Raw genomic sequence first — 23207 nt, forward strand, 5'->3', positions numbered from 1 at the left:
GGTCCCATTCCGAACCCGGAAGCTAAGCCTGCCAGCGCCGATGGTACTGCACTCGACAGGGTGTGGGAGAGTAGGACACCGCCGGAACATCCTTTTGTGATAGGGGACCCAGAGTCTGGGTCCCCTATCCGCATTTGAGCACCTGATAGTGCTCCGGCGAACTCGCCGTGCCCGCGCCCCACCGTAGGTGCGTGATTCAATTTGTGGGGATACAGACTTCTCGCGGAACAAAGAAAGGGAGCACCGTGCCGGAACAAAACGACGATCGGAAGCCCTTCCGGCGCGGCACTCCCGATTCCGGGTCCGGCCGGCGAGGCGACAGCCAGGACGCGGGCCGCCGCGGTGGGGGATTCAACCGTCGTGGTGACTCCGGGGAACGCGGCGGCTACGGCAGGCGCGGTGATTCGGGTGGTTACGGTGCACGGGAGGGTTCGTCGTCCGACCGGGGCACTTTCCAGCGCCGCGACAATTCCGGCGGGTCCGATCGTCGCGGAGACAGCGGCGGTTACGACAAGCGCGGCGGCGAGCGCGGTGGATTCGGACGCCGGGATTCCGGCGACCGGCCCGGTGACACCGGTGGTCCTCGTCGCGGCGGTGACGCGCCCAGGCGCGGGAGTTTCCAGCGCCGGGACGAGCCCACGGACCGTGGCGCCGCCGGTCGAGGCGGCCAGGGAGACCGCGGTGGCCCCAAGCGGTACGAGGATTCCGGCGAGCGCGGCGGCTTCAAACGCCGGAGTGATTCCGAAGAACGGCGCGATGAATCGCGGGGTGGTTTTCGCCCGGGCGGCGATTCCGGTAGTCGCGGCGGATTCCGTCGGGGTGATTCCCCGCGCGGTGGATCCGACCGTCGCCGTGACGATTTCGGCGATCGAGGTGATGCCCGCCGCGGCGAAACGGGCGAGCGGGGTGCGTTCAAGCGGCGTGGCGACTACGAGGAGCGCGGTGACGCCGGACGGCGTGGTGAGTCCGGTTTCCAGCGCCGTGACGACGATCGCCGTCGCCAGGGACCGGACCGGGAAGGCCGGCGCGACGTGGGCCGCGAGGCATCGGCACCGCGTGGCGAGGCGCCGCAGGAACGCCGCCGGGGAGGCGAAGGTGCCCGTGTCGGCGGAGGCCGTTCGCTCGACCGCCGCCCGCCGCGGCCGGAAGAACCCGATCTGCCGGATGAGGTGCAAGCGACCGATCTGGACTCGGCAGTGCGGCGGGATCTGCTCAGCTTGGACAAAGGCAACGCGGAGACGGTCGCCCGGCACCTGGTGATGGCGGCGCGTCTCCTCGATGACGACCCCGGGCTTGCTCTCGCGCATGCGAGGGCGGCGCGGCAACGCGCCGGGCGGATCGCGGTCGTGCGCGAGACCGCGGGAGTGGTGGCCTACCACGCCGGTGAATGGGCGGAGGCCTTGTCGGAGTTGCGTACCGCGCGCCGGATGTCCGGTGGCTCGGGGCTGCTCGCGGTCATGGCCGACTGCGAGCGCGGCCTGGGGCGTCCCGAGCGCGCGATCGAACTCGGCCGCAGTGACGAGGCGCGCGCCCTGCGCGGTGACGATGCCGCCGAACTGCGCATCGTCGTGGCGGGCGCGCGCATGGACCTGGGCCAGTACGACCAGGCCGTCGTGACCCTGCAGACCTCTGATCTGGACCCGTCTCGGACGGGCTCGGCCGCGGCCCGCCTCTTCTACGCCTACGCCGACGCCCTGGTCGCCGCCGGCCGAACCGACGAGGGCCTCACCTGGTTCCTGAACGCCGCTTCCGCCGACTTGGACGCGGAGACGGACGCCGAAGAACGCGCCGCCGAACTCACGGGCGACACCGACATCTGAACCTGCGATCGCGGCCTTCGACTGCACGACCTCACCCCCCGTGTCCGGGTCGCTCCCGGTGATACCGAGTCCGGAGCGAATTGCCCGGCGGACGCGGACGTATCGAGGACGAGGCCGCTGGTCGGAAACCGCCGTCGGGGTATGTGATCCGACGTCACGGGAGTGGCTGACGCCACGTCTTTCCGGTCCGCTCGCTGGCGTAGTGTCGGTGTCTCGGACTCGGCGGACGGAGGTCCGCCGGTGATGCGTCGGCGCGGCGCCGATCGGTGACACGGAGTGAGAGTGGTGTGAAGGGACTACGAGAGCGCTACCGAGCCCTGCTGCTGGATCTGGACGGCACGTTGTATCGCGGTCACGCGGTGATCGAAGGGGCGCCGGAAGCATTGGTGGCGGACGGGCAGGCGGACCAGCGGCTGGTGTACGTCACCAACAACGCCAGCCGCGGACCGCAGGTGGTGGCCGCGCATCTGTCCGAACTCGGGTTTCCCGCGTCCACCGACGACGTGGTGACCAGCGCCCAGGCAGCGGCGCGGCTGTTGGCCGAGCGGCTCGACCCGGGTGCGCACGTGCTGGTGGTCGGCACCGACGACTTGGCCGCCGAGGTGGACGGCGTCGGACTGCGGCCGATCCGGCGCTTCGACGGGGACGCGCCCGCCGCTGTCGTGCAAGGACATTCACCCCACACTTCTTGGCCGGACCTCGCCGAAGCCGCCTACGCCCTGCGTGCGGACGCACTGTGGATCGCGGCCAACACCGACCGGACCCTGCCGAACGAACGCGGCCTCGCGCCCGGTAACGGTGCGATGGTCGCGGCGTTGCGCGCCGCCTCCGATCGGGAGCCGATCGTCGCGGGCAAACCGTATCCGCCGCTACTGGAGGACGCGCTCGTCCGGGCCGGTTCCCGCTCCGCTCTGGTGGTGGGCGACCGCCTCGACACCGATATCGAGGGCGCCAACCGTGTCGGTCTGGACTCGTTGCTTGTGCTCACCGGTGTCAGCACGCTGGACGAACTGCGGAAAGCCCCGGACGGGCAGATCCCGACATATGTCGCCGACTCGCTCGACGCCCTCAACCACGCGGTCGTTGCCGCCGAGCCGGAAGCCGATCTCGGTGAGATGCTTCAGCGCAACCCGGGGCGAGCTGTGACGGTCCGCGCGTCCGATTCGGAAATCCGATAGCGTTGACGTCACGATGACTACTCCAACGCCTCGTCCGCACGGCCCCGGTACGGGCGCCGGTGCACCGGGTCCCCGCCCAGGGGCCCCACTGCCCGGTCAGCACCTGCCGGGTGCGCAAGGGCGCCCGGAGCCTGCCGATCCGGATCGAATCCGCGGCGAGGTCGACAGCTTGCTCGCCGAACTCGACTTCCCCGGCCGAAGCGGAGTCGCGACCGACAGCGCCGAAGCCGGAGTCGACATCACCCGTCGCGCTCGCATCCTGGAGCAGGCACATGACGTGCTGGTACAGGCCTTGGCCACGGTGGACAAGATCTGAGGTGGCCAGACGCGCGCGGGTGGACGCGGAACTGGTTCGCCGCGGGTTGGCGAGATCGCGAGAACACGCGGTCGAGCTGATCGGCGCGGGCCGCGTCCTGATAGCTGGAACGGTCGCGGTGAAGCCGGCGACCGCCGTCGAGACGGGCACCCCGCTGGTGGTCCGCGACGAGCCCGACGAGGTGTCGTGGGCCTCGCGCGGTGCGCACAAACTGCTCGGGGCGCTGGAGCGGTTCGAGCAGGACGGGTTGTCCGTAGCGGGTAAGCGCTGTCTGGACGCGGGCGCCTCGACCGGCGGTTTCACCGACGTGCTGCTGGCACGGGAAGCGCGGGAGGTCGTCGCGGTCGACGTCGGCTACGGCCAGCTGGTCTGGCGCTTGCGCAACGACGAGCGGGTCCGGGTGTTCGATCGGACCAACGTGCGCAACCTGACGCCCGAAACCATCGGCGGCACGGTCGAAATGGTGGTGGGCGACCTGTCGTTCATCTCGCTGAGCCTGGTGCTGCCCGCGCTGGCCGCGTGCGCCGCGCCGGGCGCCGACCTGCTGCCCATGGTGAAACCGCAGTTCGAAGTCGGCAAGGAGCGGGTCGGTTCGGGCGGTGTGGTGCGTGATCCCGCGTTGCGCGCCGAGGCGGTGCGCACGGTGGCGGCCGCGGCCGCGGAACTGGGCATGCGTACCGCCGGTGTCGTGGCGAGCCCGCTGCCGGGCCCGTCGGGCAATGTCGAATACTTCTTGTGGTTGCGTAACGACGGGCCGTTCGAATACGACGGTGAGCAGGTCGCTGCGTTGGTCGAGCGTGCGGTTGAGGAGGGTCCACAGTGAACGCCTTGGCCCAGCCCTGCGGCCGGGAGATCTTGCTGGTGTCGCATCCCGGTCGCGCGGAGATCATCGAAACCGCCCACCGGGTGGCGAAGATCTTCGCGGACGCGGGCATCTGCCTGCGTGTACTCGCCGACGAAGCGGACAGTACGCGGTTCGAGTCCGAGCCGGGCGGATTTCCGGTGCGCGTGGTCGAGCACAGCGCGGAGGCGGCGGTCGGCTGCGAGATGGTGCTCGTGCTCGGCGGCGACGGCACGTTCCTGCGTGCCGCCGAGTTGGCGCGCCCGGCCGGGGTGCCGGTGCTCGGGATCAATCTCGGCCGCATCGGTTTTCTCACCGAGGCCGAGGCCGAGCACTTGGACGAGGCGCTCGCGCAGGTGGTCCGACGTGATTACACGATCGAGCACCGGATGACCATCGACGTCACCGTGCGGATCGAGGACGAGGTCGTCGACAGCGGATGGGCGCTGAACGAGGCGAGCATCGAGAACGCTTCGCGCATGGGGGTTCTGGAAGTGGTGCTGGAAGTCGACGGCCGCCCGGTCTCGTCGTTCGGCTGTGACGGCATCCTCATCTCCACACCGACCGGATCGACCGCCTACGCCTTCTCCGCGGGCGGCCCGGTGGTGTGGCCGGAACTGGAAGCGTTGCTGGTGATTCCGAGCAATGCCCATGCCCTGTTCGCGCGACCGCTGGTGACCAGCCCGGATTCCCGGATCGCGGTCGAGTCCGTGGCGACCGGACACGATGCGATAGTTTTCCTGGACGGCAGGCGCACGCTCGCACTGCCCAGCGGTGGACGGGTCGAAGCGGTTCGCGGCGCACAACCGGTGCGCTGGGTGCGGCTGGACTCCGCACCGTTCGCCGACCGGATGGTGCGCAAGTTCCAATTGCCCGTGACAGGCTGGCGTGGCCGACGGCGAACGGAGAGCACAAGTGCTGACAGAGATCAGGATTGACGGGCTTGGCGTCATTTCCACGGCGACCGCGCAGTTCCACGCGGGACTGACCTGCCTGACCGGCGAGACCGGCGCGGGCAAGACGATGGTGGTGACCAGCCTGCATCTGCTCAGCGGTGCGCGCGCGGACGCGGGCCGGGTCCGGCTCGGCGCGTCCCGTGCCGTGGTCGAGGGCCGGTTCACCATCGATGACGTCAATGACGCCGCCCGCGCGGAGGTCGCGCAGGTACTGGAGGCGGCCGCGGCCGAGCAGGACGACGACGGCAGCGTCATCGCGATCCGCACGGTGGGCAGCGATGGTCGCTCGCGTGCGCATCTCGGTGGCCGCGGCGTCCCGGCCTCGGTGCTGGCCGATTTCACCGCCCCCCTGCTGACCGTGCACGGGCAGAACGATCAGCTGCGTTTGCAGCGCCCCGACCAGCAGTTGTCGGCACTGGACCAGTTCGCGGGCGACGCGGTGGGTCCGCTGCTGCGGAAATACCAGGTGCTGCGCCGATCGTGGCTCGACGCCCGCACCGAACTGCTCGAACGGACCGCTCGCAGCCGGGAACTGGCGCTCGAGGCCGAGCGACTCGAGCACTCGTTGAACGAAATCGACGCCATCGCGCCGGAACCCGGCGAAGACGGGCGCATCGTCGACGAGGTGCGCAGGCTCAGCGATCTGGACTCGCTGCGGGAGGCGGCGGCCACCGCGCACGGCGCGCTGGCCGGGCCCGCCGACGCGCCCGAGGACGGTTCCGGCGCGCTGGAGGCGCTCGGCGCCGCGCGCGCCCGCATCGAAGCCGCCGACGATCCGGCGCTGGTCGCGCTCGCGCCGCGCCTGGCCGACGCCATCGCCGTGGTGGTCGACGTGACCACCGAGCTGAGCGGGTATCTCTCGGACCTGCCTTCGGATCCGGGTGCGCTGGATTCGCTGCTCACCCGCCAGGCGGAATTGAAGACACTGACCCGGAAGTACGCGCCGGACATCGATGGCGTACTGGCTTGGGCGCAGGAGGCGCGCACCCGGCTCGGCTCGCTGGACGTTTCCGAGGAGGCGCTGGCCAAGCTGGCCGCCGAGGTGGACACCGCCGCGGAACGGGTGCGGGAGGCGGCGAAGAAGCTGAGCGCCGCGCGGACCAAGGCGGCGGGCAAGCTCGCGAGCGCGGTGAGTGCCGAGCTGGGTGGTCTCGCCATGGGCAAGGCGCGTCTGGAGGTCGAGGTGCGGCCGATGCTCGCGGGCGCGCAGGACTCGGCGCCGCTCACCGTCGACGGCAAGGAATTGCACGCGGGGTCCACTGGCGTCGATGAGGCCGAGTTCCGGCTGGCCGCGCATTCGGGCGCGCAGTCGTTGCCGTTGAGCAAGAGCGCGTCCGGCGGTGAGCTGTCCCGGGTGATGCTAGCGCTGGAGGTGGTGCTCGCTGGGTCCGAGCATGGAGCGACCATGGTGTTCGACGAGGTCGACGCGGGCGTCGGCGGGCGAGCCGCGGTGGAGATCGGCCGCAGGCTGGCCCGGCTGGCGCGCACCCACCAGGTGATCGTGGTGACCCATCTGCCGCAGGTGGCGGCCTTCGCCGACACCCACCTGGTGGTCGACAAATCCGACGACGGCAAGGGCACTGTCAACAGTGGCGTCCGTGCGCTCACCAACGACGAGCGGGTGGTGGAGCTGGCGCGCATGCTGGCCGGTCTCGACGACACCGAGACCGGCCGGGCACACGCGGAGGAACTGCTGGCGACGGCGCGCGCCGAGAAAGCGGGCGCCGAGGTGGCCACGCGCTGAGCGTGCGGGTCAGCGCACCGCTTTCTGCGCGCCCTTGATGAACTGGCCGATCAGGTTCTTCAAACCGAACTCGAGCACCTTGGCCGGCACCGGAAGCGACGGATCGGACTCCATCGTGTAGGAGACGAGAGTGCCGTTGTCGGCGTCGGCGAAGGTGACGATGCCGACGTGCCGCTTCACCGGCGCGCCCTTGACGATCTTGTACTCCATTCGCTCACCTGGCACGAGCTTGGTGATCTCCTCCGTGACACCGACCGGGCCGAGGCCGATCAGGTGCTGCGCGCCGACGCCCTCCCGCTCGGTCAGGCCGGGTTTGACCAGCTTGACCTGCACCGGAACGTAGGGGCTGATGCTCTCGCGGTCGGCGAAGAGCCGGTACACGACCTCACGCGGAGCGGCGATGGCGGCGTCGACGGTGGTGCTGGCCATAAATTCTCCTCTTCCAGTTATGTGTGACGGGCAGCATATAGCTACAGCGGGCGCGGCTCGGGGATCGTGTCGTCCGCATCACAATCGGCGGCGAGCGGTTCGGGTGGCCGGTGTTCCGCGCCGCTGCCGCCGCGGGGGCGAAGTGTCTGAGTCGATGGGCGGTGACGACGGGCGTCGAGCGCGTAACCAGTCCCATCTACTAGTTATCTCCGTGAAATGTCTAGTCGCGGATGCGGATCTCGGTTGCCGGCCCCGAGGATGACCCAGGGCGATGGGTAGTCCGCTGCCGTCAAAGGGTTGTGTTTCAAGGATGTTCGCGTGTGGTGTAGATATCGAGCGAATCTATGTCCGTAATGTCTGTTTAGTAATCTACTATTGAAGTCAGTAAGTGAAAGACGGGTGAATTCCGCTGAACATTGAGTAGCGAGCTATTCGCTATGTGTTGGAAGTGCACTGCGTCGCGCCGTCAGTGTGACTCGAAGCGGGATTCGCAGCTCAATTGCTGGTGGGGTCGACCGTGGGGAAGTGTCTGATGGTCGACCTTCGGCAGTTTGTGGCGAATTCGCTGCCTTACTACACGAGTACAGGGATTACTCGGTGAATCGAGTGAAGGCGGTGTTGTCGGCGAATTGGATTGCCAATGCATAGCGCGATATCGAACCGGGCTGTGTGAGACGGCGCGCCTCCACCAATGGTTGAGGGTTTGCGGTCATCATCGCTGCATGAAGATGCCGGCGCTGTTGTCGAGAAACACCGAAACGCTTCCTGGTCTGATCGGGACGGCCCGGGTGGATCGCAACACCCGGCGGCTGCTCGGCCGGATCGGGCCGGGCGACATCGTCGTCCTCGACGAGATGGACCTCGATCGGATGACCGCCGACCGGCTGGTCGAGGCACGCGTCGGCGCGGTGATCAATACCTCGCCGTCCATCTCCGGCCGTTACCCCAACCTGGGCCCCGAGGCGCTCGTGTCCCACGGGATCCTGCTGCTGGACACGGTGAGTTCGGATGCGTTCAAGCGGATCAAAGACGGTGTCAAGGTCCGCGTCGACGGTGGCGTGGTCTACGCCGATCGGCTGATCAAGAAGGAACCCGAGGTGCTCGTCGAGGGCATCGAGCTCACCGGGCCTGCCATCGCGGAGCGGATGATCGAGGCGCGCAACGGTCTGGCCGATCACCTCGAGGCCTTCGCGGGCAACACCATCGAATTCATCCGGACCGAGAGCGCGCTGCTCATCGACGGGTTCGGCGTCCCGGAACTGGATCTGGTGATGAAGCAACGGCACGTGGTGGTCGTCGCCGACGGCCCGGACCACGCGGAGGACCTGCAACGGCTCAAGCCGTTCATCAAGGAATACGCCCCCATCCTGATCGGGGTGGGGCGCGGCGCGGACACCCTGCGCAGGCGTGGATACCGGCCCGACGTCATCGTGGGCGATCCGGAGGAGATCACCACCGCGACGATGAAGTGCGGCGCCGAGGTGATCCTGCCCGCCGACACCGATGGCCACGCCAAGGGGCTCGAACGCATCCAGGACCTCGGCATCGGCGCGACGACCTTCCCGTCCTCCGGTTCGCCCGCCGATCTGGCGCTTCTGCTGGCCGAGCATCACGAAGCCGCGCTGATCGTCACCGCGGGAGCGCCCGCCTCGCTCGACGACTTCTTCGACCGGGGCCGCCGCGACAGCAATCCGGCCACCTTCCTGACTCGGCTCAAGGTGGGCACGAAGCTGATGGACGCCAAGGCGGTGGCCACCTTGTACCGCAACCGCGTGTCCGGAGTCGCCGTCGCGCTGGTGGTGCTCGCCGCGCTGGTCGCGGTGATCGTCGTGTTGCTGGCGTCCAACAGCGGCGGCGACGTCCTGGACTGGGGTGTGGACAACTGGAACCGCTTCGCGCGGTGGGCGCAGGGGCAAGTCGGAGCTCGAGAATTCTGAGGAGAACGATGATTTCGATGCGCCAGCACGCCATCTCGATCGTCGCGATCTTTCTCGCGCTCGCGATCGGTGTGGTGCTCGGATCCCAGACGCTCGCGGCCGATCTGCTGTCGGGCTTGCGGGCGGACAAGGCCGACCTGCGGCAGCAGGTCGATGCACTGACCGAGCGGAACCGCCTGCTCGACGAGCAGACCGCGGCCGCCGACCGGTTCATCGCCGGTTCGTCGGGCCGCATTCTCGGCGGTGCGCTGGCCGACCGCAGTGTCGTCGTGTTCACGACCCCGGACGCCGATCCCGGGGACGTCGACGCGGTGACCAGAGCGCTCGCGGCCGCGGGCGCGGGCGTCACGGGACGGATCGCGCTCACCGAGGCGTTCGCCGACGGCAGCGAAGGCGATCGGATGCGCACGGCCGTCACGAACGTCATCCCGGCCGGGGCGCAGCTGCGTACCGGCGCGGTGGACCAGGGCAGTATGGCCGGTGATCTGCTCGGCCTGGTGCTGCTGCTCGATCCGGCCAACGGGCAAACCCGGAGCACCCCGGAGGAACTCGGGCTGGTTCTGGAGACCCTGCGCGGCGGCGGCTTCCTCGCCTACGGCGACACACCGGTGCGACCCGCGCAGCTCGCGGTCGTGATCACCGGCGATGGCGCCGCCGCGGCCCAGGACGGCGCAGGCTCGAATACCGCGCGCTTCGCGGGCGCTCTGCGCGGCCGGGGTGCGGGAGTGGTGCTCGCCGGTCGCGCGGGCGCCGCCGACGGGCAGGGGCCGATCGCCGTGGTCCGCTCCGACGCGGCGCTCGCGGCGCAGGTGAGCACCGTCGACAATGTCGAGCGCGAGCTCGGCCGGGTCACGACCGCGCTCGCGCTCACCGAACAGCTCAACGGGGGCGCCGGACGCTACGGCACCGGCGCCAAGGCCGCCTCGCTCACCCTGGCCGTCGTGCCTGGCTGACCAGCCGGAAGACTGTCGTCGGGCAACTGGAGGATGCGCACGCAGGGGCCCGGATCGATCGCTGTCACGGGCGTCGCGGCACCCGCTTCCTCCGCACGTCGGCGACCGCGACGAGACGCGCCCCACAGTCCGGCCGCGCGGGCTCTGATCGATGTCCCGCGATCGGCGGGCAAACGCGCGTGGCATTCGAACGGACGGGCGGATTCGTGTTACCGTGAAGACCCGTGGGTCAAACACGGATTCAGGCGCGAACGGACACGAAGCACATCTTCGTGAGCGGTGGTGTCGCCTCCTCATTGGGTAAAGGTCTTACCGCCTCCAGCCTCGGTCAGCTGCTGACGGCGCGTGGGCTGCGCGTCACGATGCAGAAACTCGACCCGTATCTGAACGTCGATCCCGGCACGATGAACCCCTTCCAGCACGGCGAGGTGTTCGTGACGGAGGACGGCGCGGAGACCGACCTGGACGTCGGCCACTACGAGCGCTTCCTCGATCGGGACCTGTCCCGCGACGCGAATGTGACCACCGGGCAAATCTATTCGTCGGTCATCGCCAAGGAGCGCCGCGGCGAGTATCTCGGCGACACGGTGCAGGTGATCCCGCACATCACCGACGAGATCAAGAGCCGGATCCTCGCGATGCGCGGCCCGGATCTGCAGGGCCAGACGCCGGACGTGGTGATCACCGAGATCGGCGGCACCGTCGGCGACATCGAGTCGCAGCCGTTCCTGGAGGCCGCCCGCCAGATCCGCCACGACGTGGGTCGGGACAACGTCTTCTTCCTGCACGTCTCGCTGGTGCCCTACCTGGCGCCCTCCGGGGAGCTGAAGACCAAGCCGACCCAGCACTCGGTGGCGGCGCTGCGCAATATCGGCATCCAGCCCGACGCGCTGATCCTGCGCTGCGACCGTGAGGTCCCGCAGGGGCTGAAGAGCAAGATCGCGCTGATGTGCGACGTCGAGGTCGACGCCTGCATCTCCACGCCGGACGCGCGGTCGATCTACGACATCCCGCGGGTGCTGCACCGGGAGGGCCTGGACGCCTACGTGGTGCGCAGGCTGGGCCTGCCGTTCCGCGACGTGGACTGGACAGTGTGGGGCGACCTGCTCGACCGGGTGCACTCGCCGCGCGAGACGGTCGAGGTGGCGCTGGTCGGTAAGTACGTCGATCTGCCCGACGCGTACCTCTCGGTCACCGAGGCGCTGCGCGCGGGCGGATTCGCCTCGCGGGCCAAGGTGAACATCCGCTGGGTGCCCTCCGACGAGTGCGAGACTCCCGCGGGCGCGCAGCACGCGCTGCGCGACGTCGACGCCGTGCTGATTCCCGGCGGCTTCGGCATCCGCGGCATCGAGGGCAAGGTCGGCGCGATCCACTACGCGCGTACCCGCGGCATTCCGCTGCTCGGCTTATGTCTCGGATTGCAGTGCGTCGTGATCGAGGCGGCGCGCACGGTAGGGCTGGCGGAGGCCAACTCGGCCGAATTCGAACCGGACACGCCGCACCCCGTCATCTCCACCATGGCCGACCAGGAGCAGGCCGTGGCAGGCGAGGCCGATCTCGGCGGCACCATGCGGCTGGGCGCCTACCCGGCGACCCTGGAGAAGGGCTCGGTCGTCGCCAAGGCCTACGGCAGCGAGCACGTCTCCGAGCGTCATCGCCACCGTTACGAAGTGAACAACGCCTATCGCGACAAGGTCGCCGCGAGCGGCTTGAAGTTCAGCGGCACCTCGCCGGACGGGCACCTGGTCGAGTTCGTCGAGCTGCCCGCCGACGTGCATCCGTTCTTCGTCGCCACGCAGGCGCACCCTGAATTGAAGAGCCGGCCGACCCGCCCGCATCCGCTGTTCGCGGCGCTCATCTCGGCGGCGCTGAAATACAAAGCGGCCGAACGACTTCCGGTGGATATTCCGGGCGAAGAACTGGCGGGTGCGGCGGAACAGGCGTAGTGGCATGACCAACGGGGGCGCTGCCGAGCCGGGCAGCCACGACTTCGAGATCGAATCCAGCAAAACCGTCTACAGCGGCGCGATCCTCGCGTTGCGGCTCGACCAGGTGCGGATGCCGGGTGGCCGGGTCGTCGAACGCGAGGTGATCGAGCACCACGGCGCCGTCGCGGTCGCCGCGATCGACGACGACGGCAACGTGGTGCTGATCAACCAGTACCGCCATCCGATCGGCAGGCGGCTGCTCGAACTGCCCGCCGGGTTGCTCGACGTGCCCGGGGAGGACCCGCTGCTCGCGGCGCGCCGTGAGCTGGCCGAGGAGACCGGGCTGGCCGCCCGGGAATGGGCGGTCCTGGTGGACGTGGCGCTCTCGCCCGGGTTCACCGACGAAGCGTTGCGGATCTACCTGGCTCGCGGGTTGTATGAAACCGATCGACCGGAGCCGGAATTCGAGGAGGCGGACCTGGAAGTGGTCCGCATGCCGGTCGACGCGGCGGTCCGCGCGGCGCTGAGCGGGGAGATCGTCAACGCCACCGCGGTCGCGGGCGTGCTCGCGCTGGCGGCCGCGCGGGCCTGCGGCATCGAACCGCGGCCGCCGGACGCGCCATGGGACGGGCAGCCGACGAATTTCCTCCGCCGCAAGGCGGCCCAGAAGTCCGAAGACTGACCGGAGGTGCTCGGTCGCGAGCTCGACACCTACCTCGACCACCTCACCGTCGAGCGCGGCGTCGCGCCCAACACCCTGAACGCCTACCGGCGTGATCTCGGTCGGTATCTGGACTTCCTGACCGGGCGCGGCATCGGCTCGCTCGACCGGGTCGACGAGTCCGACGTCGCGGAATTCACCATGGCGCTGCGCTCGGGCGGTCCGGGGCACCCGCCGCTGGCGGCGAGTTCGGTGGCCCGCGCGCTGATCGCGGTGCGCGGCTGGCATCGCTTCGCCGCCGCGGAGGGTTTGACCGACACCGATGTGGCGCACGCGGTGAAGCCGCCCGCACCGGGGCGCAGGTTGCCCAAGGCGCTGCCCTACGACCAGGTGCTGAAACTGCTGGAGGCGGCGGGCGGCGGCCAAGGCGATCCCGCTGCGGGCGTAGACGGCGGACCGCGCGGCCTGCGTGACCGCGCGCTGCTGGAATTGCTGTACTCCACCGGCGCCAGGATCTCGGAAACGGTCGGGCTGGACGTCGACGATCTCGACATCGAGGAACGGGCGGTCGTCCTGCGCGGCAAGGGCGGGAAACAGCGTCTGGTGCCGATCGGGCGGCCCGCGCTCGCCGCCGTGGACGCGTATCTGGTGCGGGGGAGGCCCGTGCTCGCCGCACGCGGAAAAGCCAACGCGGGAGCACTGTTCCTGAATGTACGCGGCGCCCGGCTGTCCCGGCAGAGTGCCTGGCAGGTCCTGCACACCGCCGCCGAACGCGCGGGCATCGCGGCGGCGGTGTCGCCGCACACGCTGCGCCACTCCTTCGCCACGCATTTGCTCGACGGCGGCGCCGATGTGCGGGTGGTGCAGGAATTGCTGGGCCACGCCTCGGTGACCACGACTCAGATCTACACTTTGGTGACGGTCAACACCCTGCGCGAGGTCTGGGCCACCGCGCATCCCCGCGCCCGGTAATCCGTTGCGGGTCGGGAACTTCGCGTGCGCGATGCTTCCGCTGCCCGGCGGCGGCTCCTTCCGGCTGTTGGAGGACAGCGAGAACTCCGAAGGGCTGTTCGGCGCCGATCGGCTGACCCTGGCCGCGGGTGCGGACGGCACCCGTCCGCACCATCACACGAAGTCGACCGAGATCTTCTATGTGCTGGGCGGCAATGGATTTCCTCGTCGACGGTGCCAGGACCGCGGTGAGCGAAGGTGGCCTGGTGGTGGTTCCGCCGGGCGCGGTGCACGCCTTCGGGGCCACCGCCGACGGACCCGCCGAGTTTCTGGCTGTGCTCACACCCGGTATCGTCCGCTTCGAGTACTTCCGGCAACTCGGCCGGATCGCACGCGGGGAGGCGGACTGGGACAGCATGAACGAGTTGCGCGACCGGTTCGACGTTCATTTCGATGGCGGACCGCAGTGGCGTTGACCAGCGCGGTACGAACACGCCGCGCGCAGGCGCGGCACTCGAGTGCCGTCAAGCGGTAGCGTCTATCGAGAGCTGGACCGCACGAAAGCGAGGTCGGCACCGATCGGCCTCGCTACGCTCGGCGAGGCAACCGGCAAGGACGTATAAGGAGCAGCGGATCGTGACGACAGCCGGCGCGGCAGAGCCGCCGATGGGTGCTGGGGCGGAGCCGCTTACGGGCTCGCGACCGGGTCCGTACTCGGACGCCGCGGCGGAAACGCTGTGGGGCCATGGAGTGGAGCCGGTCCCGGAGGACGCGACGCTCGGCCCGACCGGACGGCCGTTGCGGCTGGTGCCGGACCCGCCGCCGGTCGGCCAGCACGGTGACGCGCTGATCGTGGCCATGTGCAATCAGAAGGGCGGCGTCGGCAAGACCACCTCCACCATCAATCTCGGTGCCGCACTGGCCGAATACGGCCGTCGCGTCCTGCTCGTCGACCTGGACCCGCAGGGCGCGCTGTCGGCGGGTCTCGGCGTCGCCCACCACGATCTCGACCTGACCGTGCACAACCTGCTCATCGGTTCCAAGGTGTCGATCGACGACGTGCTGATGCAGACCAGGGTCCCGAACATGGACCTGCTGCCCAGCAATATCGACCTTTCCGCCGCCGAGATCCAGTTGGTCAACGAAGTGGGCCGGGAACAGACGCTCGGCCGCGCGCTGGAGCCGATCCGCAACCGCTACGACTACATCCTCATCGACTGCCAGCCTTCGCTCGGTCTGCTCACGGTCAACGCCTTGGCCTGCTCGGACGGCGTGATCATCCCGATGGAATGCGAGTACTTCTCGCTGCGCGGGCTCGCGCTGCTCAACGACACCGTCGAGAAGGTGCGGGACCGGTTGAATCCGCGGTTGAGCCTGTACGGAATAGTGGTCACCATGTTCGACTCTCGACTGCTGCATTCCCGCCAGGTCATGGCGCGGGTCGTCGAGGTGTTCGGTGACCTGGTCTACGACACCGCCATCGCGCGCACCGTCCGTTTCCCGGACGCCAGCGTCGCGGGCGAGCCGATCACCACGTGGGCGCCGAAATCCAGTGGCGCCGAGGCGTATCGGTCGATGGCTCGGGAAGTCATCCACCGATCCGGCCGGTGACCGGCCACTCGGACCCTTCGTCTGCGTCCCACCACAACCCGTCCGGCCAGGGGTCTTCCGCGGGCGGACCGACATCCACGCCCGACGACCGCGAGCTTGATACCGGTGGGCCGGCCCCAGCCGCACCTGGGCGGGGTCCCGCACTCGGAAACGCGGCCGCCGCCTTCATCGCTGCGGGGCGGGACGCTGCCCCCCGGCGCGCGAACCCGGCCGTGGTCGGAGGCGCCACGCCCCGGCCCGCACCGGAGGCGGAGGCCTCCCCGGCACGGGACGGCGCGGACGAGCCGTCTCCGAAACCATCCACGCCGCCCACCGAGGGTGTCGCGCGGGAGGACTCCGAGACGGTGGGCGCTCGGCCCGCTGACGTGCCGGACGCACAGGGCGGTTCGTCAGACGTGCCGGACGCAGGTGGCCGTTCGTCGGCTACGCCCGGCGGTTCGGACGCCTCTGGCTTTCCGCCGGACACATCGGACGCATCCGATCCATCGCCCGGCACGTCGGAGGCGAAAGAACAGCCGACGGGCGAGCCGCAGGCCTCCGGATTCCGGCTGCGACTGAGCAACTTCGAGGGGCCGTTCGACCTGCTGCTCACCCTGATCAGTTCGCGCAAGCTGGACGTCACCGAGGTGGCGTTGCACAAGGTCACCGACGAGTTCATCGCCTACACCAAGGCGCTGACCGCGAACATGGCGCGGCAGAACACCTTGCGCGCGGACAAGATCCTGGATCAGACCACGGAATTCCTGGTCGTCGCCGCCACCTTGCTCGATCTGAAGGCGGCGCGCCTGCTGCCGTCCGGGGAGATGACCGACGCCGAGGACCTCGAACTGCTCGAGGCGCGCGACCTGCTGTTCGCCCGGCTGCTGCAGTATCGCGCGTTCAAGCAGGTCGCCGAACTGCTCGGCGAGCTGGAGGCGGCCGCGCTGCGCCGCTATCCGCGCGCGGTCGGCCTGGAGGAGCGCTACGCCGGTCTGCTGCCCGAGGTTAGGCTTGGTGTCGGGGCGGCCGAGTTCGCCGCGATCGCCGCGGCGGCCTTCCGGCCCCGTCCGGTACCCAAGGTCGGGCTCGACCACTTGCACACGCACGCGATCTCGGTGGCCGAGCAGGCGGCACTGGTGCTGGAGCGGCTCAAACAGCGTGGTGCGGGTGCGTGGACATCCTTCGGCGAGCTGGTCGCCGACTGCGAGGTACCGGTCCAGATCGTCGCCCGCTTCCTGGCGCTGCTCGAGCTGTATCGCGGCAAGACGATCGAGTTCGATCAGCCCGATCCGCTCGGTCCCTTGGCGGTCAGCTGGATCGGCGACGAGGCCGCGCAACAGGTGGACACCGTGACTATCGAGGAGGACTACGGGTGAGCGAGCACAGCGCGCGTTCGCGCACGGCGGAGGCGAACTCCGGTGAGGCGCGGTCGTGAGTGAGGCAGTGGTGGAACTCACCCCCGAACCGCTCGCGGACGCCGATTTCCGCTCGGCGCTGGAGGCCATGCTGCTGGTCGTGGACGTTCCCGCGCCGGTAGATCAGCTCGCGGCCGCGCTGGGCGACAGCACCGAACGCGTCGAGCGGACCCTGCGCGAGATGTCCGCGGAGTTGTCGGCGCGGTCCAGTGGGATAGATCTGCGTTTCGTCGGTGACGGCTGGCGCTTCTATACTCGCAGCGAGTACGCGCCGTATGTGGAGCGGATGCTGCTCGACGGCTCCCGATCGAAACTGACCCGGGCGGCCTTGGAGACGCTGGCGGTGGTGGCATACCGTCAGCCGGTGACCAGGACCAGGGTCAGCGCGGTGCGCGGCGTGAACGTCGACGGGGTGATGCGCACGCTGCTGGCCAGGGGTCTGATCGCCGAGGCAGGCGTGGACCCGGAGACCAACGGGACGCTGTACCGCACCACCGAGCTGTTCCTGGAACGGATCGGACTCGCTTCGCTGAGCGATCTGCCACCCCTGGCGCCCCTGCTTCCGGGCGTCGACCTGATCGACGAGATCAACGAGAGCCTGGAGACGGACCCCCGGTACACCAGGTTGAGGAAACCCGCCGAGGCCGATTTGGACCTCGGCACCGAAGAATGACAGGACACCATGAATACGCCCGCTCGCCGAGATGGCACACCGGATCGTTGGAAACGCGGCGCACAGCCCGACCGGGGCGGCGCGAGCCGCAACTCGAGCTCACGCGACGCCCGTTCGGCCCAACGGGGTGTCGCTGCCCGCGGCGCCCAGCAGGGCGGCGGGGGCCGAGCGGACCGACGCGGATCAACCCCGGCTCCGAACCCGCAGCGGCACGCGGCCGCGGCGAACAAGAAGAAGCCCAAGCCCCAGCGGCAGGTCGCGCCACCGCCGCTGCTGAGTAACGCCAAGCCCGCGCGCCACCAGAACGTGGAGCCGGACTCGTCCGGCGGCCACACCAAGCTCCCGTGGGGCGAGGGGGAGCGGTTGCAGAAGGTTCTCGCCAAGGCGGGCGTGGCCTCGCGCCGGGCCGCCGAGGAGATGATCGCGCAGGGCCGCGTCGAGGTCGACGGCATGATCGTGCGCGAGCAGGGCCTGCGTATCGACCCGCAGCACGCGGTGGTGCGCGTCGACGGCACGCGCGTGGTGGTGCGCGAGGAACTGGTGCACGTCGCGCTGAACAAGCCCAAGGGCTGGCAGTCCACCATGTCCGACGATCTGGGGCGCCCTTGCGTCGGCGACATCGTGGCCGAGCGGATCGCCGCGGGCCAGCGGCTGTTCCATGTCGGGCGACTCGACGCCGACACCGAGGGCCTGCTGCTGCTGACCAACGACGGCGATCTGGCGCATCGGCTGATGCACCCGTCCTTCGAGGTCTCCAAGACCTATCTGGCGACGGTGCAGGGCGAGGTCAACAATCGCGCGGTCGGCAAGCGGTTGAAGGAAGGCCTGGAGCTGGAGGACGGTCCCGCCAAGGTGGACCGTTTCCAGGTGCTCGAGCTGGGGGAGGGACGTTCTCTGGTGAAGGTGGTGTTGCACGAAGGGCGCAAGCACATCGTGCGCCGCCTGCTCGACGCGGTGGGTCATCCGGTCATCCGGCTGGTCCGCACTCATATCGGCCCGGTCGCGCTGGGCGACCAACGGCCCGGCACGCTGCGCGTACTCGGCCGCGATGAAATCGGCAAACTCTACGAGGCGGTGTCGTTGTGAACGGTGTGGAGATCCCGGTGCAGGCGCCGGCGCGGTTGGCCGGTACGAGCCCGCTGGTGGTCGCCATGGACGGGCCGTCGGGTACCGGGAAGTCCAGCGTGTCCCGGCACCTGGCCACCCGGCTCGGCGCCCGGTACCTCGACACCGGCGCGATGTACCGGGTGGCGACGCTGCGCGTGCTGCGGGCGGGCATCGAACTGACCGACTCCGCGGCCATCGGCGCCGCGGTCAAGGAGCTGCCGCTGTCCATCGGCACCGATCCCAGCCGCGAGGTGATCGAGCTGGACGGTGAGGACGTGCGGTCGGAGATTCGCGGCGACGCGGTCACCAAGGCGGTTTCGGCGGTCTCCGCGGTGCCCGAGGTGCGTGAGCTGCTCGTCGCCATGCAGCGCGATATCACGGCGACCGCGGGGCGGATCGTGGTGGAGGGACGCGACATCGGCACCGTCGTGCTGCCCGCCGCCGACGCCAAGATCTACCTGACCGCGTCCGCCGAGGCGCGGGCACACCGGCGCAATCAGCAGAACATCGCCGAGGGCCGGGGCGACGACTACGCGGGCGTGCTCGCCGACGTGCAGCGCCGCGACACCCTCGACTCGACCCGCAAGGTGTCCCCGCTGCGGCCAGCCGAGGACGCGGTACCGGTCGACACCAGCGAACTGTCCATGGACGAGGTCATCGACGAGCTGTATCGCGTTGTCGCGCAGCAGGTCTCGACGTGTGGAGCCGGAGGGGACCGATGAGTGGGGACGTACTCGCAGGCGACGGCGTCTGGAGCGACGAAGCCGACTGGGAACTCGCCGACCTGGAGGGCGAATTCGAGGACGCGGCGCACGTCGCGATGCCGACGCTGGCCGTGGTCGGCCGCCCGAACGTGGGCAAGTCGACGCTGGTGAACCGCATCCTCGGCCGCCGCGAGGCGGTCGTGGAGGACATTCCCGGCGTGACCCGCGACCGCGTGTCCTACGAGGCGAACTGGGCGGGTCGGCGGTTCCTCGTCCAGGACACCGGCGGCTGGGAGCCCGACGCGAAGGGCCTGCAGCAATCGGTGGCCCGCCAGGCCGAACTGGCCATGCACACCGCCGACGCGATCCTGCTCGTGGTCGACGCGGTGGTAGGCGCCACCGCCACCGACGAGGCGGCCGTGAAGAAGCTGCGCCGCTCCGCCGTCCCGGTGATCCTGGTCGCCAACAAGGTCGACGACCAGCGGGTGGAAGCGGAAGCGGCGGCGCTGTGGTCGCTGGGACTCGGCGAGCCGCGCATGGTCAGCGCCGCCCACGGCCGTGGCACCGGCGACTTGCTCGACGACGTGCTCGAGGTGCTTCCCGAGACTCCGCGGGAGGGGACCGGCGGCGTCGGCCCGCGTCGCGTGGCGCTGGTCGGCAAGCCGAACGTCGGCAAGTCGAGCCTGCTCAACAAGCTGGCGAACGACGAGCGCTCCGTGGTGCACGATGTCGCGGGCACCACGGTCGATCCGGTCGACTCCCTCGTCGAACTGGGCGGCAAGGTCTGGAAGTTCATCGATACCGCCGGGTTGCGCCGCAAGGTGGCCAATGCCAGCGGCACCGAGTTCTACGCCTCGTTGCGCACCAAGTCGGCGCTGGAGGCATCGGAGGTGGCGATCATGCTGGTCGACGCCTCGCAGCCGATCACAGAACAGGATCTGCGGGTGATCAGTATGGTCGCCGATTCCGGACGAGCGTTGGTGCTGGCGTTCAACAAGTGGGACCTGGTCGACGAGGATCGTCGGCTGCAACTGGAGCGTGAGGTCGACCGCGACCTGGTCCGGGTGCCGTGGGCGCAGCGAGTGAACATCTCCGCGCACACCGGCCGCGCGGTGCAGAAGCTGGTGCCCGCGATGGAGACCGCGCTCGAGTCCTGGGACAAGCGCATTCCGACGGGCAGGCTCAACACCTGGCTGAAGGACGTGATCGCCGCGACCCCGCCGCCGATGCGCGGTGGCAGGTTGCCCCGCGTACTGTTCGCCACCCAGGCGACCACCCGGCCGCCCACGTTCGTGCTGTTCACCACCGGCTTCCTGGAGGCAGGCTACCGGCGCTTCCTGGAGCGCAGGTTGCGCGAGGAGTTCGGTTTCGACGGCTCGCCGGTCCGCATCTCGGTGCGGGTGCGGGAGAAGCGGGATCGTTCGAAGAAATAGGCGACGACGGTGAGGCCGCGGGATCCCCGTTGCCTCGCCGTACCAACTGCCCGGCAGGCTCGATGTGGCCCGCCTCGGGCGACTCGCGCGGACAGCCTGTGCCGGATGTGTACCTCGGTGGCAACCCCTCATTGGGAATGAAAGCTAATTGTTAGCGGACAAACGTATGTGATCGATAATCGGGTCAAAATGCCTAATAAAACGCGACATCTTCTCGTGTAGATGACGATATGGGCAGTGCTGCCCACAACTGCGGCAAATAGCTGGCATCATCCGGGCATGGGCATTCCCAGCGTGCTGCCGGAACCGCCGGCCGTCCTGACTCCGTTCGAGACGGGATGGCCCGTGCGCCTCGCCGACACCGATCGTGACCAGCGCCTTCGACTCGACGGTGTCGCGCGCTACCTGCAGGACGTCGGCTATGACCATCTCGAGGTCCTCGAGGACGGCGATATCCATCGCCTGTGGGTGATCCGCAGGACGGTGATCGACGCGCTCAAGCCGCTCGGATTCGGTGAGTCGGCGACGTTGCGGCGATGGCCTTCGGCGACGTCGACCCGGTGGTGCACGATGCGGGTCCAGATCGGCGGCAGCGCTGGTGGGCTCGTGGAGACCGAGAGCTTCCTGATCCATTTCGGCACCGAATCAGGCGTACCCGCGCGGATGAGCGACCGGTTCCTCGCCCCCATGCTCGCCTGTACGACCGAGCACCGGCTCCGCTGGAAAGCCGAGCTCACCGATCCCATGCCCGCGGCGGGCGAGCCCGGGGTGCAGATCCGGCCCTTCCCGCTACGGGCCACCGACATAGACCTGCTCGACCATATGAACAACGCGGTCTACCTCACCGCGCTCGAAGAAGTCCTGGCCGATTACGCCGAACTGAAATCGGGTCCGCACCGTGTAGTGGTCGAGTACGGGAAACCGGTGCGATGCGGCGAGAACGTCGAGCTCGTCGCCCGACGGACCGATTCGAGCCTGGACGTGTGGTTCGCCGTCGGCGCGGACTGCCGGGCGGTCGCCCGCGTCACCCCGCGCTAACCGGCCAACTGTTCGACGGTCGCGTGCGCGCCCCTGGTGCGCAGGCTGTCCAGCGCCGCCAGATACGCGGTCACGAACCGGGGGTGGTCGATCAGGTCACCGAACAAGGATCGTTCGCCGAGGAAAGCGGTGGGTTGCTCGCGCTGCCGCCGCGCGAGGGGGACCAGCCGGTCACGGAGCCGGTCCACGATCTCGATCGGGCGCCCGTGCTCGTCCACGCCCTCCGCGTAGCGTGCCCAGCTGGCGACGACCGCCGCCGCGCAATCGATCGGGCCGCCGCTGCCGAGTTGCGCCCGGACAACCGGAAGCAGCCACTTCGGGATCCGGTCCGAGGACTCCGCGCACAGCCGGGCGATGGTGTCGCCGATCGCGGGATTGGCGAACCGGTCGAGCAGCGTTCGCTTGTAGTCGCCCAGGTCGACCCCGGGGACCGCGCGCAGCGTCGGCGTCGCCTCGGCGTCCATGTAGCGGGTCAGGAAACGCCGGAAGACCGGATCCTGTGCCGCTTTGTGCACCAGCCGATAGCCGCTCAGGTACGCGAAGTAGCACAGCGCCTGGTGGCTCGCGTTCAGCAACCGAAGTTTCATCAGTTCGTAGGGGGTGACGTCGGCGACGACCTGCACGCCGACCTCTTCGAAGGCCGGACGGCCGAGTCCGAACGAATCCTCCAGCACCCACTGCGCGAACGGCTCGGTGACCACCGGCCAGCGGTCGGTGAGCCCGTAGCGCCGCTCGATCTCGCCGGTCGCTCCGGGCGGGGTCACCGGGGTGATCCGGTCCACCATGGAATTCGGAAAGCGCACCTGCTCCGTCACCCAGGCTCCGAGCCCCGGATCGCGCAGCGCGGCGAACGCGCCGAACATCCGGCGCGCGACGTTCCCGTTGCCCTCGATGTTGTCGCAGGACAGCACGGTGAACGGCGCGATATCGCGGGATCGGCGGCGGGCCAGCGCCTCGGTGACGAGCCCGAAAACGGTACCGGGCGGCGCGTTCCCGGTCAGATCGGCGCGGATTCCGGGGTCATCCGGGTCGAATTCCCCGGTAGCGGCGGCGATGTGGTAGCCACCCTCGGTGATGGTGAGTGAGACGATCCGGGTCGACGCATCGGCGAGCTTCGCCACGACGGTCTCGGGATCGTCCGGCGCGTACCGGTAGTCGACCAGCGAGCCGATCGCGCGCGTGGTCCACGTGCCGTCCGGCGCGACCGTCGACAGCGTGTACAAGCCGTCCTGCGCCCGCAGCACGTCGCGCATGCGTCGATCGCCGGGCAGCACGCCGACTCCGCAGATGCCCCACCCATCCCCGAGGCCGCGTTCGAGCAATCGGTCGACGTACATCGCCTGGTGCGCTCGATGGAAGCCGCCGACGCCGAAATGCACTATGCCGGTGGTGATCCGCGATCGGTCGTAGCCCGGCGTCGAGATCCGAGCGGCGAAGTCGGGCATCGTGGCCGCCCGTAAGGGCGTGGCGGTCCGTTCCGGCATACCGCGCCTCCCGTGTTGTGTGGATCACACCATAGTGCAGCAGGTGTCC

20 protein-coding genes, 1 rRNA gene and 1 pseudogene are annotated in these 23207 nt (G+C 69.3%); 20 read left to right on the forward strand and 2 right to left on the reverse strand.

Annotated features, from left to right (window positions below; translation table 11 throughout):
* The 7 genes and pseudogenes from rrf to recN all read left to right on the forward strand — a co-directional run.
* A 5S ribosomal RNA gene (gene rrf, locus ACWEO7_RS15155) occupies window positions 1-87 on the forward strand; the annotation flags it as partial.
* A 668-nt stretch (window positions 88-755) separates the two neighbouring features.
* Window positions 756-1820 (forward strand): annotated as a pseudogene (locus ACWEO7_RS15160) (tetratricopeptide repeat protein); the annotation flags it as partial.
* A 287-nt stretch (window positions 1821-2107) separates the two neighbouring features.
* Window positions 2108-2998 carry an HAD-IIA family hydrolase gene (locus ACWEO7_RS15165; RefSeq protein WP_452423786.1) on the forward strand — a complete coding sequence of 297 codons (891 nt, stop codon included), beginning with the start codon at window positions 2108-2110 and terminating at the stop codon, window positions 2996-2998.
* A 13-nt stretch (window positions 2999-3011) separates the two neighbouring features.
* Complete coding sequence (locus tag ACWEO7_RS15170; RefSeq protein ID WP_355080718.1) at window positions 3012-3314, forward strand: hypothetical protein; 303 nt, start codon at window positions 3012-3014, stop codon at window positions 3312-3314.
* Between the two features lies 1 nt (window position 3315).
* On the forward strand, window positions 3316-4137 hold the full coding sequence (locus tag ACWEO7_RS15175; protein ID WP_450026189.1) for a TlyA family RNA methyltransferase: 822 nt from the start codon (window positions 3316-3318) through the stop codon (window positions 4135-4137).
* Window positions 4134-5093 (forward strand): NAD kinase, encoded by a 960-nt coding sequence (locus ACWEO7_RS15180; protein ID WP_452423787.1) that lies wholly within the window; start codon window positions 4134-4136, stop codon window positions 5091-5093. Before ACWEO7_RS15175 ends, ACWEO7_RS15180 begins: the two co-directional genes overlap by 4 nt.
* Window positions 5071-6855: a DNA repair protein RecN gene (gene recN, locus ACWEO7_RS15185; protein ID WP_452423788.1), complete on the forward strand. Its 1785-nt coding sequence runs from the start codon at window positions 5071-5073 to the stop codon at window positions 6853-6855. The genes ACWEO7_RS15180 and recN overlap by 23 nt, the downstream gene beginning before the upstream one ends.
* A gap of 9 nt (window positions 6856-6864) precedes the next feature.
* Here recN and ACWEO7_RS15190 read toward each other — a convergent pair whose 3' ends face one another.
* Window positions 6865-7284, reverse strand: coding sequence for an SRPBCC family protein (locus tag ACWEO7_RS15190; protein ID WP_452423790.1), 420 nt, complete (start codon window positions 7282-7284; stop codon window positions 6865-6867).
* A gap of 722 nt (window positions 7285-8006) precedes the next feature.
* On the opposite strand from ACWEO7_RS15190, the gene steA reads away from it, so the two are divergent.
* From steA to ACWEO7_RS15255, 13 genes are all read left to right on the forward strand, one after another.
* Window positions 8007-9221: a putative cytokinetic ring protein SteA gene (gene steA, locus ACWEO7_RS15195; RefSeq protein WP_452423792.1), complete on the forward strand. Its 1215-nt coding sequence runs from the start codon at window positions 8007-8009 to the stop codon at window positions 9219-9221.
* A gap of 8 nt (window positions 9222-9229) precedes the next feature.
* Window positions 9230-10174: a copper transporter gene (locus ACWEO7_RS15200; RefSeq protein WP_452423794.1), complete on the forward strand. Its 945-nt coding sequence runs from the start codon at window positions 9230-9232 to the stop codon at window positions 10172-10174.
* Between the two features lie 224 nt (window positions 10175-10398).
* Window positions 10399-12120, forward strand: a complete 1722-nt coding sequence (locus ACWEO7_RS15205; RefSeq protein ID WP_452423796.1) for a CTP synthase — start codon at window positions 10399-10401, stop codon at window positions 12118-12120.
* A gap of 4 nt (window positions 12121-12124) precedes the next feature.
* Entirely contained in the window at window positions 12125-12784 is a 660-nt protein-coding gene (locus ACWEO7_RS15210; protein WP_452423798.1) for an NUDIX domain-containing protein, read from the forward strand.
* Between the two features lie 6 nt (window positions 12785-12790).
* Complete coding sequence (gene xerD, locus ACWEO7_RS15215) at window positions 12791-13735, forward strand: site-specific tyrosine recombinase XerD (RefSeq protein WP_355080735.1); 945 nt, start codon at window positions 12791-12793, stop codon at window positions 13733-13735.
* A 194-nt stretch (window positions 13736-13929) separates the two neighbouring features.
* Window positions 13930-14190 carry a cupin domain-containing protein gene (locus ACWEO7_RS15220; protein ID WP_452423800.1) on the forward strand — a complete coding sequence of 87 codons (261 nt, stop codon included), beginning with the start codon at window positions 13930-13932 and terminating at the stop codon, window positions 14188-14190.
* Between the two features lie 190 nt (window positions 14191-14380).
* Window positions 14381-15325, forward strand: coding sequence for a ParA family protein (locus ACWEO7_RS15225; RefSeq protein WP_452423918.1), 945 nt, complete (start codon window positions 14381-14383; stop codon window positions 15323-15325).
* Between the two features lie 395 nt (window positions 15326-15720).
* A complete protein-coding gene (locus ACWEO7_RS15230) occupies window positions 15721-16680 on the forward strand; it encodes a segregation and condensation protein A (protein ID WP_452423920.1) in 960 nt (319 codons plus the stop codon).
* A gap of 55 nt (window positions 16681-16735) precedes the next feature.
* Window positions 16736-17392, forward strand: coding sequence for an SMC-Scp complex subunit ScpB (gene scpB / locus ACWEO7_RS15235; RefSeq protein ID WP_355080740.1), 657 nt, complete (start codon window positions 16736-16738; stop codon window positions 17390-17392).
* A 9-nt stretch (window positions 17393-17401) separates the two neighbouring features.
* The gene (locus tag ACWEO7_RS15240; protein ID WP_452423802.1) at window positions 17402-18478 is read left to right on the forward strand and encodes a pseudouridine synthase; all 1077 of its coding nucleotides are present in this window, start codon (window positions 17402-17404) and stop codon (window positions 18476-18478) included.
* Window positions 18479-18543: 65 nt separating this feature from the next.
* Window positions 18544-19221 (forward strand): (d)CMP kinase, encoded by a 678-nt coding sequence (gene cmk, locus ACWEO7_RS15245; protein WP_450021446.1) that lies wholly within the window; start codon window positions 18544-18546, stop codon window positions 19219-19221.
* The gene (gene der / locus ACWEO7_RS15250; RefSeq protein WP_452423803.1) at window positions 19218-20636 is read left to right on the forward strand and encodes a ribosome biogenesis GTPase Der; all 1419 of its coding nucleotides are present in this window, start codon (window positions 19218-19220) and stop codon (window positions 20634-20636) included. The genes cmk and der overlap by 4 nt, the downstream gene beginning before the upstream one ends.
* Before the next feature lie 222 nt (window positions 20637-20858).
* Window positions 20859-21674: an acyl-[acyl-carrier-protein] thioesterase gene (locus ACWEO7_RS15255; RefSeq protein WP_452423805.1), complete on the forward strand. Its 816-nt coding sequence runs from the start codon at window positions 20859-20861 to the stop codon at window positions 21672-21674.
* On the opposite strand, the gene ACWEO7_RS15260 is transcribed toward ACWEO7_RS15255, so the two are convergent.
* Complete coding sequence (locus tag ACWEO7_RS15260; RefSeq protein ID WP_452423922.1) at window positions 21671-23119, reverse strand: mannitol dehydrogenase family protein; 1449 nt, start codon at window positions 23117-23119, stop codon at window positions 21671-21673. The genes ACWEO7_RS15255 and ACWEO7_RS15260 overlap by 4 nt on opposite strands.
* Between the last annotated feature and the right edge of the window lie 88 nt (window positions 23120-23207).

It is taken from the genome of Nocardia sp. NPDC004260 (genome assembly GCF_053603155.1).

What these genes read in the sequence shown, in the direction of transcription:
- ACWEO7_RS15170 (WP_355080718.1), top strand. Translation starts at nt 3,012, where the DNA reads ATGACTACTCCAACGCCTCGTCCGCACGGCCCCGGTACGGGCGCCGGT.
- ACWEO7_RS15200 (WP_452423794.1), top strand. Translation starts at nt 9,230, where the DNA reads ATGATTTCGATGCGCCAGCACGCCATCTCGATCGTCGCGATCTTTCTC.
- ACWEO7_RS15255 (WP_452423805.1), top strand. Translation starts at nt 20,859, where the DNA reads ATGACGATATGGGCAGTGCTGCCCACAACTGCGGCAAATAGCTGGCAT.
- der (WP_452423803.1), top strand. Translation starts at nt 19,218, where the DNA reads ATGAGTGGGGACGTACTCGCAGGCGACGGCGTCTGGAGCGACGAAGCC.
- ACWEO7_RS15220 (WP_452423800.1), top strand. Translation starts at nt 13,930, where the DNA reads ATGGATTTCCTCGTCGACGGTGCCAGGACCGCGGTGAGCGAAGGTGGC.
- cmk (WP_450021446.1), top strand. Translation starts at nt 18,544, where the DNA reads ATGGACGGGCCGTCGGGTACCGGGAAGTCCAGCGTGTCCCGGCACCTG.
- steA (WP_452423792.1), top strand. Translation starts at nt 8,007, where the DNA reads ATGAAGATGCCGGCGCTGTTGTCGAGAAACACCGAAACGCTTCCTGGT.
- ACWEO7_RS15190 (WP_452423790.1), bottom strand. Translation starts at nt 7,284, where the DNA reads ATGGCCAGCACCACCGTCGACGCCGCCATCGCCGCTCCGCGTGAGGTC.
- ACWEO7_RS15225 (WP_452423918.1), top strand. Translation starts at nt 14,381, where the DNA reads ATGGGTGCTGGGGCGGAGCCGCTTACGGGCTCGCGACCGGGTCCGTAC.
- ACWEO7_RS15240 (WP_452423802.1), top strand. Translation starts at nt 17,402, where the DNA reads ATGAATACGCCCGCTCGCCGAGATGGCACACCGGATCGTTGGAAACGC.
- ACWEO7_RS15210 (WP_452423798.1), top strand. Translation starts at nt 12,125, where the DNA reads ATGACCAACGGGGGCGCTGCCGAGCCGGGCAGCCACGACTTCGAGATC.
- ACWEO7_RS15260 (WP_452423922.1), bottom strand. Translation starts at nt 23,119, where the DNA reads ATGCCCGACTTCGCCGCTCGGATCTCGACGCCGGGCTACGACCGATCG.